The following is a 12,085-nucleotide window of genomic DNA, read 5'->3' as shown; positions in this document are numbered from 1 at the left end:
ATGTTCTCATTTAATGTACATGATATGTTCCTTTTGTCAAGTTGCGCTCTGTCACTTTTATTCCCGCAAAGCGTGAATACTTATGTATGTCAGTCCGGTCCCGGTCAGGGCGCCTGCATGCCCTTGGCCGCCAGCAGCCGGGCCGTCTGCGGCCCGGCCAGATGCTCCAGCAGGGCGCGGGCGGCGGCCTGATCCGAGGGCGCCGGCCCCAGGGCGGCAGCATAGGTGGTGTAATTCTGGATCTCGGCTGGCAGCGGCCCGACCAGATCGACGCCGGCGACCGGCAGGATTTCGCTGATCTGGTGGATGGCGAGTTCGGCCTCGCCACGCGCCACCCGCTCGGCCACCAGGCCGCCGGGCACCAGCACGGCCTTGGGCGCGATCTGGGCCGCGATGCCCCATTGCTCGAACAGGGTCTGCAGGTAGATACCGCTGGAACCGCCGGCAGCCGGATCGATATAGGCGACGCGCGACGCGGCCAGCAGCATCTGACGAAAAGCGGCGGTGGTGGAGATATCGGGCCTGGCTGCACCGGCCTTCACCGCCACGCCGATGCCGACCTTCGCGAGGTCACGCCGGCTGCCCGGCATGACAAGGTTTTTCGCCGCCAGCGCATCGATGGCGGATGGCGTCAGCACCACCAGGTCGAAACGCGCGCCAGCCTCGATGCGGCGCACCAGCGCCCCGGCGGTGTCGTTGTCGAGCGTGATGCGATGGCCCTGCTGCTCGAATGCCGGCAATGCCGCCTGCAGCGAGGACTTGAAGGCGCCGGTGGTCAGCACCGCAAGGTCGGCTGCCGATGCAGGCAGTGCCAGAAAGCTGAACAGTGCCGCGAGGACGTGGCGTTTCACTTGACCCGCCTGCTTCATTTGACAACGGTGAACTGGATGCCGAACCAGCGGAAGCGGCCCTGCTCCGATGACGGCACGCTGCAGGAAATGCGGTCACGCGGCGGCTTCAGCGCATCGGGCGCCTGCAGCTCGTAACGGCGCTCGGCGATCTCCTTCGGCATGATCGATTTGCCCTCGCCGGTGTAGCAGACCATCTGTTTCAGCCGCTCGATGCCAGGCGCCACGGTGAAGCGCAAGACTGGCGGATTCCGTGTCTGGCCGAGCTTCACCAGCACGTCGGTGGGCTCGACATCGGTGACCGGCAGCGGTAGCGCATTCAGCGCCTGGCGGATGCGGTCGACGCTGCCGAAATGCTCGTTCATGGGAAAGCGCGGCAGCCAGAACATGTCGTGTTTCGGATGCGCGACGCCGGAATGCTGGCCGAAGGCGACGCTGTAGCCCAGCGACTTCACCAGGGTCAGGGTCTTGGCGTCCCATTCGCCGAAGGGATAGGCGAACAGCGTCGGCTTCTCGCCCAGTTCCTTCTCGAACAGCGCCATCGAGGTTTCCAGGTCCTCGCGCGCCTTCTCGGGCGAGAGCTGCGGCAGCGAGGGATGGCGATGGCTGTGCGCGCCGATTGTGACGCCTTCCGCCTTCATCTGGCGGATCTGGTCCCAGGTCAGATAGCCGCGCAGCTTCGAGGTCACCGGCTCGGTGGCGACGAACAGCGTGAAGGGCAGGCCGGCTTTTTTCAGCCGCGGCCAGCCCTCGGTGAAGGCGGAGATATAGGCGTCGTCGGCGGTGATGGCGACCGCGCGGTCGGGTAGCGCCTCGCCGGCTTTCAACTTGGCCACGATCTCAGGCAGGCCCAGCACCCTGTAGGGACCGGACTTCAGCTCGGCGATATGGGCATCGAACTGCTCCAGCCGGATATTGGTGCTGGGCACCGTATTCTCGCCGAAGCGGTGGTACATCAGGATGCTGGCATGGTCGGCGGCGATGGCCGGGCCGCCGACCGCCAGCAGGCCGGCGATCAGGATATAGGGGCTGGTTTTCATGGCTGCAGTGTAGCCTTAACGGCCTGGCCGGGGGAGGTCTGGGGGGAGACTTCCGGGGGCAATTCCGCTATAAGCCCGCCCCATGCAGACCCCATCGAAAAATCCGGCGCCGGTCTTCTGCGCCATCGACACCGTGGACCTGGAATTTGCCGCCCGCTGCGCCCGCGCTGCCGCCTCTGCCGGCTTCGGGGTCAAGCTGGGCAAGGAATTCTTCACCGCCCGCGGCCCGGCCGATGTGCGGGCCGTGGTGCCGGCCGGCACGCCGCTGTTCCTCGACCTGAAATTCCACGATATCCCCAACACGGTGGCCGGTGCCGTGCGCTCGGCCGCCGAGGCGATGGGCCCGGCAATGCTGACCGTGCATGCCTCTGGCGGGCCGGCGATGATCCGCGCCGCCGTCGAGGCCGCCAAGGGGGCGAAGACCCGCCCGCTGATCCTGGCCGTCACCGTGCTGACCTCGCTGGATGCCGCCGACCTCGCCGCCATCGGCGTCACCGGCGATGTCAGCCAGCATGTGATCCGGCTGGCGCGGCTGGCCCAGCATAACGGCGCCGACGGCGTGATCTGCGCCGCCACCGAGATTTCGCTGCTGCGTCAGAATTGCGGCCCCAATTTCAAGCTGGTGGTGCCGGGCATCCGCCCCAAGGGTTCGGCGGCCGGCGACCAGAAGCGCGTGATGACGCCCGGCGATGCCATCCGTCTCGGCGCCGACCATCTGGTGATCGGCCGGCCGATCACCGAAGCGGAGAATCCGGAAGCCAGCGCCCAGGCGATTGCCAAAGAACTGGCCGAGGCGGCGTAAATCAGATGGCGCTGTTCACCAAAATCTGCGGCCTGACCGACGAAACGGCCCTTGCCGCCGCCGTCGACCACGGCGCCGACATGCTGGGTTTCATCTTCTTCCCGCCCTCCCCGCGCAATCTCTCGGCCGAACAGGCGGAAGCCCTGCTCAATATCGTGCCCAGCGGCATCGATCGCGTCGGCGTCTTTGTCGACCCGGACAATGATTTCCTCGACAAGGTCCTGGCCAAGGCACGGCTTGACCTGCTGCAGCTGCATGGCGACGAAACGCCGGAACGCTGCCGTGCCATCAGCGTGTTCTTCGGCCTGCCGATCATCAAGGCGATCAAGGTCTCTACCAAGGCCGACCTGAAAAAGGCCAAGGATTACGAGGACTGCGTCGACTGGCTGATGTTCGACGCCCAGGCGCCGAAAGATGTCAAGCTGCCCGGCGGCAACGGCGTCGCCTTCGACTGGAGCATCATGAAGGGCGCGCAGTTCAAGCGCCCGTGGATCCTGTCGGGAGGCCTGACAGCGGACAATTTGCCGCAGGCGATCCAGCAATCCGGTGCCAAGGCTGTCGACGTATCTTCCGGGGTGGAAATTTCCCCCGGCAAAAAAGACCCGGCGAAGATCGAGGCCTTCCTGGCCGCCGCCAAAGCTTTGTAACGAGGTAGCTGATGACCGCGATCAATTCCTATCGCACCGGCCCGGACGAACGCGGCCATTTCGGCAAGTTCGGTGGACGCTTCGTCGCCGAGACGCTGATGCCGCTGATTCTGGAGCTGGAGAAGCATTACAAAGAGGCCAAGGCCGATCCCGCCTTCAAGGCCGAGATGGACTACCTGCTGCGCGATTATGTCGGCCGTCCGAATCCGCTCTATTACGCCGAGCCGCTGACCAAGCATCTGGGCGGTGCCAAGATCTACCTGAAGCGCGAAGAGCTGAACCACACCGGCGCGCACAAGATCAACAACTGCATCGGCCAGATCCTGCTGGCCAAGCGCATGGGCAAGACCCGCATCATCGCCGAGACCGGCGCCGGCCAGCATGGCGTGGCGACGGCGACGGTGGCCGCCCGTTTCGGCCTGCCCTGCGTGATCTATATGGGCGAGGTGGATATCGAGCGCCAGCAGCCGAACGTGTTCCGCATGCGCCTGCTGGGCGCCGAGGTCCGCGCCGTGAAGTCGGGCTCGAAGACCCTGAAGGACGCGATGAACGAGGCCCTGCGCGACTGGGTCACCAACGTGCATGACACCTTCTACATCATCGGCACCGCCGCCGGCCCGCATCCCTATCCGCAGCTGGTGCGCGACTTCCAGTGCATCATCGGCGAAGAAACCAAGGAGCAGATGATCGAGCGCGAGGGCCGCATCCCGGACTCACTGGTCGCCTGCATCGGCGGCGGCTCGAATGCCATCGGCATGTTCCATCCCTTCCTCGACGAGCGCAGCGTGCAGATCTATGCCGTCGAAGCTGCCGGCGAAGGCCTGGAGACCGCGCGTCATGCGGCCTCTCTGGCCAAGGGTGTACCCGGCGTGCTGCATGGCAACCGCACCTTCCTGCTGCAGGACGAGGACGGCCAGATCACCGAGGCGCATACCATCTCGGCCGGTCTCGACTATCCCGGCATCGGCCCGGAACATGCCTGGCTGCATGATGTCGGCCGTGTCACATATCTCTCGGCCACTGACAAGGAAGCGCTGGATGCCTTCCAGATGCTGTCCCGCCTGGAGGGCATCATTCCCGCGCTGGAATCGTGCCATGCGCTGGCGCAGGTGATCAAGCTGGCGCCCAAGCTGCCGAAGGATCACCTGATGGCGGTCTGCCTGTCGGGCCGTGGCGACAAGGATATCTATACCGTGGCGAAAGCCCTGGGAGTGACGCTGTGAGCCGCATCGACAAACGCTTCGCCGACCTGAAGCAGCAGGGCCGCGCCGGCCTCGTCACCTTCGTCACCGCCGGCGACCCGGACCTCGCCACCTGCGCCCGCCTGATCGAAGGCCTGCCGGACGCCGGTGCCGATGTGATCGAACTGGGCATGCCGTTCAGCGATCCGATGGCCGATGGTCCATCCATCGAAGCCGCCGGCCTGCGCGCACTGGCCAATGGCGCCAGCATGAAGACGACGCTGGATCTGGTGCGCGGTTTCCGCAAGAAGGATAATGCCACGCCCATCGTGCTGATGGGCTATTTCAATCCGATCTCCGCCTATGGCGTCGACAAATTCCTTGTCGATGCCAAGAGCGCCGGCGTCGATGGCCTGATCGTGGTCGACCTGCCGCCGGAAGAGGACGACGAACTCTGCATTCCGGCTGTGAAGGCCGGCATTCATTTCATCCGGCTGGCGACCCCGACCACCGACGAGCGGCGGCTGCCGGCCGTGCTGGCCAATACCTCGGGCTTCCTCTATTACGTCTCAATCGCTGGCATCACTGGCGCGGCAGCCGCCGATCCGAATGCGGTGGGCAAGGCAGTGGCGCAGATCAAGAAGCACACGAAGATTCCGGTGGCGGTCGGCTTCGGCATCCGTGACGGCAAGCGCGCCGCCGAGATCGCCGCGGTGGCCGACGCCGCCGTGGTGGGCACCGCCCTTGTGGAACGGGTGGCCGAGGCCCAGATGAAGAAGATCGATCCGGCCAAGCATGTGCTGGATCTGGTGCGCGAACTGAGCGCCGCCGTGCGCGGCGTCGCCAAGGCCGCGGCTTAAGAAGGAAGATTGCCATGAACTGGCTGACCCGTACCGTCCTGCCCAAGATCCGCGAGTTCACCGCCAAGAAGGACACGCCGGACAACCTGTGGCGCAAGTGCCCGAGCTGCCAGCAGATGATCTATGCCAAGGAGCTGGAAGAGAACCAGCATGTCTGCCCGAAATGCGATCACCATATGCGCATCGGGCCGAAGGAGCGCTTCGCCGGCCTGTTCGACAAAGGCGAATACCAGACCATCGAACTGCCTGATGTGGTGCAAGACCCGCTGCATTTCCGCGACTCCAAGAAGTATCCCGACCGCCTGAAGGATGCCCGCGCCAAGACCGGCCAGAAGGACGCCTTCGCAGTCGCCCATGGCACGCTGAAGGGCCAGGACGTTGTCATCGCCGTACAGAATTTCGCCTTCATGGGCGGCTCGATGGGCATGGCCACCGGCGAGGCGCTGATTGCAGCATCCACGCTGGCCATCAACCAGAATGCCGCGCTGATCCTGTTCGCCGCCGCCGGCGGCGCGCGCATGCAGGAGGGCATCCTCAGCCTGATGCAGATGCCGCGCACGGTGATCGCCGTGCAGCGCCTGCGCGAGGCGCATCTGCCCTTCATCGTGGTGCTGACCGATCCGACCACCGGCGGCGTCACGGCCTCCTACGCCATGCTGGGCGATATCCAGATCGCCGAGCCCGGCGCGCTGATTGGCTTCGCCGGCCCGCGCGTGATCGAACAGACCATCCGCGAAACCCTGCCCACCGGCTTCCAGCGCGCCGAGTATCTGCTGGAACACGGCATGCTGGATATGGTGGTGCATCGCCGCGACCTGCGCGACACGCTGGGCCGCATTGCCGCCCTGCTGCTCGACCCGCAGCCGAAGGCCGATGTGGTAGCCCTGCCGCGTCCGGGCCTGGAGATTCCGCCGACCGGTGAGATTCCCCATGGCTCCGCCGGCAAACGACTCCGCTAAGCGCGACCTGATCCTGCAGCGCCTGATGGCGCTGCATCCCAAGGCCATCGACCTGTCGCTGGACCGCATCCGCGCCCTGCTGGTGCGGCTGGGCGATCCACACCTGCATCTGCCGCCGGTGTTCCATGTCGCCGGCAGCAAGGGTAAAGGCTCGACCACCGCTTTCCTGCGCGCCATGGCCGAGGCCGCCGGCTATCGCGTGCATGCTTATACCTCGCCGCATCTGGTGCGGTTCAACGAACGCATCCGGCTGGCCGGTCAGCTGATCGACGACGACCGGCTGATCGCGCTGCTGGAACGCTGCGAGGGCGTGAATGACGGCGCGCCGATCACCTTCTTCGAGATCACCACCGCGGCCGCCTATCTGGCCTTTGCCGAGACGCCGGCCGACCTGGTGCTTCTGGAAACCGGCCTGGGCGGCATTGCGGATACCACCAACGTCATCCCGCAGCCGATCCTGACCGCGCTTACGCCGATCGGCATCGACCATGTGGCCTTCCTGGGCGACACCATTGCGAAGATCGCCGTCAACAAGGCCGGCATCCTGAAGCCCGGCGTCCCCTGTGTGGTCGGCCCGCAGCCATCCGAAGCCATCGCCGTGATCGAGGCGCGCGCCGCCGAGACCGGCTCGACGCTGTTCCGCCAGGGCCGCGACTGGACGGTACGCGAGACGGCCGACGGTCTGGTCTGGCGCGACAGCACGGTGACGCTGTCGCTGCCCCGTCCGGCCCTGCTCGGTGCCCATCAGGTGGTCAATGCCGGCGTGGCCGTGGCCTGCGCCCGGCATCTTTCCGGTTTCAAGATCGGTCCGGATGCCATGGCCGCCGGCCTGCGTCAGGTCGACTGGCCAGCCCGCATGCAGCGCCTCGCCAAAGGCCCGCTGCCCAACCTGCTGCCGCCCGGCACCGAGCTGTGGTTGGATGGCGCGCATAACGCCATGGCGGGCACGGCGCTGGCCGACACTCTGAAGCAGCTGCCGCCGCGGCCGACCTGGCTGCTGGCCGGCATGCTGAACACCAAGGATGCCGCCGGCTTCCTCCGTCCCCTGGCGCCCGGCCTGCAGGGGGCGCGCTGCATCAGCATTCCGGGCGAGGCCAACAGCCTCTCGGCCGAAGACCTGGCCGCTGCCGCCCGCAGTGTCGGTCTGACGGCGGAACCCGCAGGCAGCGCCGCGGCAGCCATCCGGCAGATCGCACAAATGATACGGGCCGATGCTTTTTCAGCACCGGCCCGGGTCGTCATTGCCGGCTCGCTATACCTCGCGGGCCGGATCTTGGCGGAGAATTCCTAGATCGCGGAGTTGATCCACTCGACGATGCGGCTCTTCGGCATCGAGCCGACCTTGGTCGACACCGGCTTGCCGTCCTTGAACAGGATCAGCGTCGGGATGCCGCGCACGCCGAACTTCGACGGCGTCATCGGGTTCTCGTCGATGTTGACCTTGGCGATGGTCAGCTTGCCGGCCATCTCGCTGGCGATCTCATCGAGCGCCGGGGCGATCTGCTTGCAGGGACCGCACCACTCGGCCCAGAAATCGACGAGCACGGCGTCGGACGACTTCAGGACGTCGCTTTCAAAGGAGGCGTCGGTAACTTTGGTCGGCGCGGACATTGCGGAAACCCTCTTGAGAATGGGAAGCGCCGGATTCGCTATTGGTAAACGACTCCGGCTTCGGTGGTTAAAGGTAAGTAGGCACCCCCGGGGCGTCAAGCTGACGCCGATCACAGGACGACCACCCGGCAAATTTTGCCCAACCCCATGATATTACTAGAAAAGCAGGAAATATTAGACGAAATCAAGGGTAGACAAGTCGCAGCCGGGGTTGTTACAACTGGTTACAGACAGCGGGTCGGGGCCCGCTTTTGTTAATAAATTCGAGAGTGCGGGGGATGGTATGACTGGGGGAAACGCATTGACGCTGCGCACGTTCCGCAGTCTCTGCCGAATTTCTGCCCTTGCGTTGCTTTTGGGCAGTGTCGCCGCCTACGCGCCGGCCACCAGCGCCCAGCCGCGCGCCGGCCAGACCAAGTCCTCTGTCGCTCCGAAGCCCGATGCAAAACCGGCGAAGGCTGCCCCGCGCAAACTGAAATCCGCCGAACCTGCCCGCCGCGCCGCCGAGGCCGAGGGCAATGGCTTCACCATCGATGGCCGCCGCGTGCGAGTCGATGTGGTAAAGGCTGAGACCGATCTGCTGGGCCCGGATGGCAAGACCCCGGCCGTGCTGATCCTGCATGGCGCCCATGGCCTGGGCGACGGCTCGCTATTCTACCCGCAGGCCAAGGCGCTGGCCGAAAAGGGCATCACCGCCTTTGTCATCCATTACTTCGACGGCATCACGCAGGCCCGCAAGGCCGCGCCGACCCTGCATGACGAGCGCGAGCGCGTCATCGCCGAAGCCGTCTCCTATGTTTCCAAGCAGGCCTATATCGATGCGGACCGCATCGGCGTGTTCGGCCTGTCGCTGGGCGGCTTCCATGCCCTGGCGCTGGGCAGCCGCGATCCGCGCATCCAGGCCGTGGTCAATGTCGTCGGCGCTATGCCGTCGGAAGTGCAGCGCAGGGGCGTGTCGCGCATGCCGCCGACCCTGGTGCTGCATGGCGACAAGGATGCCACCGTGCCGGTGCGCCGCGCCTACGAACTGACCAACCTGCTGGAAGAGGTTGGCGCCGAGCATGAAGTGAAGATCTACAAGGGCCAGGGCCACACCTTCCGTGGCGATGCCCAGACCGACAGCATCACCCGCACCGTCGGTTTCTTCGAGCGCCATCTCGGCACCGACCGCGGCCTGCTCGACAAGGAGCTGGAGATCGACATCGCGCTGGCGCCGGTGGTGCCGGAAACCGAAATGCTGCCGATCCGCGAGTTGACCATCGCCGACGAGGCCCTGTGGGCCCAGGCCGAACAGGCCGGCACAGAGGCCACCAACTAAAATCCGGGTTTTCTTCCGCCATTAAAAAAGGCCGCCAGATTATCTCTGGCGGCCTTTTTTGTTTCTGTCGCGGCGCCGTTCAGGCGGCGTTGGCTTCGTCGCGTTCGGCGGCAGCCTTGGCTTCCGGATCGAGCACGGCTTCCAGCTCCATCTCCAGGCTCGGCTGTTCGCCGCCCTCGGTGGCGGGCTGCTGCTGCTGGGCCGGCTGACCCGGCTGCTGCTGCGGCTGCTGGCCGTTCTGCTGCTGGTTGGCGGCGCGCTGCATCGGCGTCACGCCCTGGGCCAGCATGATGCGGTAATAGTGTTCCGCATGCTGGAGGTAATTCTCGGCAGAGACGCGGTCGCCGGAGGAATTGGCATCGCGCGCCAGCTGGCAATATCGCTCGAAGATATTCGTGGCGGTGCCGCGGATTTTGACGTCGGGACCGTTGGAGTCGAAATTACGGTGGGAATTGTTCATCCCGCCGTTATTGCCGCCTCCACCGCCACCGCCGCCTCCACCACCGCCGCCACCACCATGCGGCCTCCGGCCCTGGGGACGGCCGCCACGTTGACGATTCTTGTTATTCACAGCTTCATCTCGCTTGTTTTCAGCAAATAGCGCAGTCAGGCACCATGCGCACACACATTGCGTCGCTAACGCGCGCCATGCGGTCGGCCTCTCGATGATCCCATCGCTACGATGTCAGTCGAAGAGGCGATGACGCTGCCTGCCTTATGCGCCCCTGGTTAACACCCGTAGGCGAGTTCCTTGGGACCGCGTCATCCCGGACCCAAGATAAGCGGGGCCCGTGCCGCTGCCAACCCTTTTTTCACGGAATTTCCGTCACTTCCCCGGATTTAGCGGAGTTTCATGCCCATGATGACGCGACCGATGCCGGACAGATCGGGCAGGACGGCGATTTCGGCAAAGCCCGCCCCAGCCAGCAGGGCGGCCACTGCGACATCTTGCCCCATGCCGACCTCGAGCGCCGCGCAAGCGCCGGGCACGCCCAGACGGGCCAGATCGGGCATCAGCCGGCGATAGGCCTCCAGGCCATCCGCGCCGCCATCCAGCGCCAGATGCGGATCATACTGCGCCACTTCAGGCTCCAGCGTCGGCACCACGGCGCTTTCGATATAGGGCGGATTGCTGATCAGGATATCGAAGCCGCCATCCAGGCCCTGCCCCCAGTCGCCCTGACGAAATGCAGCGCGATCCGAAAGACCGAGGCTGCGGGCATTGTCCTGTGCGACGGCCAGCGCCGCCGGCGAAAGATCGATGCCGAGGCCGGTCGCATTCGGCAGGTCATGCAGCAGGCTGAGCAGCAGGCAGCCCGAGCCGGTGCCGAAATCGACCAGCCGCAGCGGCGCACCACGGTCGGCAACATGCGCCAGCACACCGGCGACCAGGGTTTCGGAATCCGGGCGTGGGTCGAGCACGTCGCGGCTGGTACGGAAGTCCAGACTCCAGAATTCGCGCCGGCCGATGATCTTGGTGACCGGTTCGTGCTGCAGGCGGCGCGCGAGCAGGGCCTCGAAAGCGGCGACGATTTCCGGCGCCAGCAAAGCGGCGGGATCGAGGCGGATGCGGTCGGCGCTGATCCCGCTCACATGCTCCAGCAGCAGGATGGCGTCCAGACGCGGCGTCTCGGCGATATCGGCCTGTTTCAGGCGTTCGGTGGCGGCGGCGATCACCGCCCCGGTCATCTGCGCCCCGGTCATCTGCGCCCCGGTCATCTGCGCCTCAGGCATTGAGCTCCGCCAGGCGGCTCGCCTGATCCTCGGCCATCAGCGCCTCGATCACATCGTCCAGCGCCTCGCCCGTCATCACCTGTTCGATCTTGTAGAGCGTCAGATTGATGCGATGGTCGGTGACACGCCCCTGCGGGAAATTGTAGGTGCGGATGCGTTCGGAGCGATCGCCGGAACCGACCTGGCCCTTGCGGTCGGCGGCGCGGGTGGAGGCCAGGCGCTCGCGCTCGGCCTCATACATCTTGGCGCGCAGCAGCTTCATCGCCTTGGCCTTGTTCTTGTGCTGCGACCGCTCGGTCTGCTGCGCCACCACGATGCCGGTCGGAATATGGGTGATGCGGACGGCGGAGTCCGTGGTGTTCACATGCTGGCCGCCGGCGCCCGACGAGCGGTAGACGTCGATGCGCAGGTCGTTCTCGTTGATGTCGATATCGACATCCTCCGCTTCCGGCAGCACGGCAACGGTGGCGGCCGAGGTATGGATGCGCCCTTGAGTTTCGGTATCGGGCACGCGCTGCACGCGATGCACGCCGGACTCGAATTTCAGCCGGGCGAAAACGCTGCGGCCGGAGATCGTCGCCACAGCTTCTCGGAAGCCGCCCAGTTCGGTATCGGCGATGTTTTCCACCTCGAAGCGCCAGCCATGCTTGGCGGCATAGCCGCGATACATCTCGAACAGGTCGCGCGCGAACAGCGCCGCCTCATCGCCGCCGGTGCCGGCGCGCACTTCGAGGATGGCGTTCTTCTCGTCAGCCTCGTCCTTTGGCAGCAGCATGACCAGCACGCGCCGCTCGGCATCGGGCAGGGCCGCCTGTGCGGCTTTCCACTCGGCTTCCGCCAAGCTCCGCATCTCCGCATCGGAAGAGGGATCGTCACGCATCGCCAGCAGATCGGCCACTTCGCTGCGCAGCCGGCGCCACTCGTTGATGCCCTGCACCAGCGGTTCGATCTCGGCATATTCCTTCGACAGCTTGACGAAAGCCTCGGCCGCGAGCCCGCCGGCCGCCATCTGGGCCTGCAGCATCTCGTAGCGCTCGATCACCTTGTCGAGCTTGGCCTCCGGCAGGCCGGCAACATCCATTCGT

13 protein-coding genes are annotated in these 12,085 nt (G+C 65.6%); 7 read left to right on the top strand and 6 right to left on the bottom strand.

Features of this window, described 5'->3' with window-relative positions:
* Positions 1–104 precede the first annotated feature (104 nt).
* Together AC1ROT_RS15405 and AC1ROT_RS15400 are read right to left on the bottom strand one after the other, a co-directional pair.
* On the bottom strand, positions 105–851 hold the full coding sequence (locus tag AC1ROT_RS15405; RefSeq protein WP_493000034.1) for a molybdate ABC transporter substrate-binding protein: 747 nt from the start codon (positions 849–851) through the stop codon (positions 105–107).
* A gap of 14 nt (positions 852–865) precedes the next feature.
* Positions 866–1,888, bottom strand: a complete 1,023-nt coding sequence (locus tag AC1ROT_RS15400; RefSeq protein ID WP_493000032.1) for a polysaccharide deacetylase family protein — start codon at positions 1,886–1,888, stop codon at positions 866–868.
* A gap of 82 nt (positions 1,889–1,970) precedes the next feature.
* Here AC1ROT_RS15400 and pyrF point away from each other — a divergent pair, with 82 nt between their 5' ends.
* The 6 genes from pyrF to AC1ROT_RS15370 are packed head-to-tail and all read left to right on the top strand — an operon-like array spanning position 1,971 to position 7,628.
* The gene (gene pyrF / locus AC1ROT_RS15395) at positions 1,971–2,690 is read left to right on the top strand and encodes an orotidine-5'-phosphate decarboxylase (protein WP_492971695.1); all 720 of its coding nucleotides are present in this window, start codon (positions 1,971–1,973) and stop codon (positions 2,688–2,690) included.
* 5 nt (positions 2,691–2,695) lie between these two features.
* Positions 2,696–3,337 (top strand): phosphoribosylanthranilate isomerase, encoded by a 642-nt coding sequence (locus AC1ROT_RS15390; protein WP_493000031.1) that lies wholly within the window; start codon positions 2,696–2,698, stop codon positions 3,335–3,337.
* 11 nt (positions 3,338–3,348) lie between these two features.
* The gene (gene trpB, locus AC1ROT_RS15385) at positions 3,349–4,560 is read left to right on the top strand and encodes a tryptophan synthase subunit beta (RefSeq protein WP_492971697.1); all 1,212 of its coding nucleotides are present in this window, start codon (positions 3,349–3,351) and stop codon (positions 4,558–4,560) included.
* A complete protein-coding gene (gene trpA / locus AC1ROT_RS15380) occupies positions 4,557–5,378 on the top strand; it encodes a tryptophan synthase subunit alpha (protein WP_492971698.1) in 822 nt (273 codons plus the stop codon). The genes trpB and trpA overlap by 4 nt, the downstream gene beginning before the upstream one ends.
* A gap of 14 nt (positions 5,379–5,392) precedes the next feature.
* On the top strand, positions 5,393–6,337 hold the full coding sequence (gene accD, locus AC1ROT_RS15375) for an acetyl-CoA carboxylase, carboxyltransferase subunit beta (RefSeq protein WP_492971699.1): 945 nt from the start codon (positions 5,393–5,395) through the stop codon (positions 6,335–6,337).
* On the top strand, positions 6,309–7,628 hold the full coding sequence (locus tag AC1ROT_RS15370; protein ID WP_493000030.1) for a bifunctional folylpolyglutamate synthase/dihydrofolate synthase: 1,320 nt from the start codon (positions 6,309–6,311) through the stop codon (positions 7,626–7,628). Before accD ends, AC1ROT_RS15370 begins: the two co-directional genes overlap by 29 nt.
* Here the strand turns inward: AC1ROT_RS15370 and trxA are convergent.
* A complete protein-coding gene (gene trxA / locus AC1ROT_RS15365; RefSeq protein ID WP_144068820.1) occupies positions 7,625–7,948 on the bottom strand; it encodes a thioredoxin TrxA in 324 nt (107 codons plus the stop codon). The genes AC1ROT_RS15370 and trxA overlap by 4 nt on opposite strands.
* 355 nt (positions 7,949–8,303) lie before the next feature.
* Here trxA and AC1ROT_RS15360 point away from each other — a divergent pair, with 355 nt between their 5' ends.
* On the top strand, positions 8,304–9,266 hold the full coding sequence (locus tag AC1ROT_RS15360) for an alpha/beta hydrolase family protein (protein ID WP_492971701.1): 963 nt from the start codon (positions 8,304–8,306) through the stop codon (positions 9,264–9,266).
* A 79-nt stretch (positions 9,267–9,345) separates the two neighbouring features.
* Here the strand turns inward: AC1ROT_RS15360 and AC1ROT_RS15355 are convergent, their stop codons facing one another.
* The 3 genes from AC1ROT_RS15355 to prfA form a co-directional block, all read right to left on the bottom strand.
* Entirely contained in the window at positions 9,346–9,837 is a 492-nt protein-coding gene (locus AC1ROT_RS15355; protein ID WP_493000029.1) for a DUF4167 domain-containing protein, read from the bottom strand.
* 269 nt (positions 9,838–10,106) lie between these two features.
* Positions 10,107–11,000, bottom strand: a complete 894-nt coding sequence (gene prmC, locus AC1ROT_RS15350) for a peptide chain release factor N(5)-glutamine methyltransferase (protein WP_493000028.1) — start codon at positions 10,998–11,000, stop codon at positions 10,107–10,109.
* Positions 10,993–12,081 (bottom strand): peptide chain release factor 1, encoded by a 1,089-nt coding sequence (gene prfA / locus AC1ROT_RS15345; protein WP_492971704.1) that lies wholly within the window; start codon positions 12,079–12,081, stop codon positions 10,993–10,995. The genes prmC and prfA overlap by 8 nt, the downstream gene beginning before the upstream one ends.
* Positions 12,082–12,085: the final 4 nt, after the last annotated feature.

The sequence above is a fragment of the Ferrovibrio sp. GW821-FHT12E11 genome (assembly GCF_058806975.1).
Note: the sequence above shows the minus strand (reverse complement) of the source record. Positions and strands in the feature narration are given on the sequence as shown.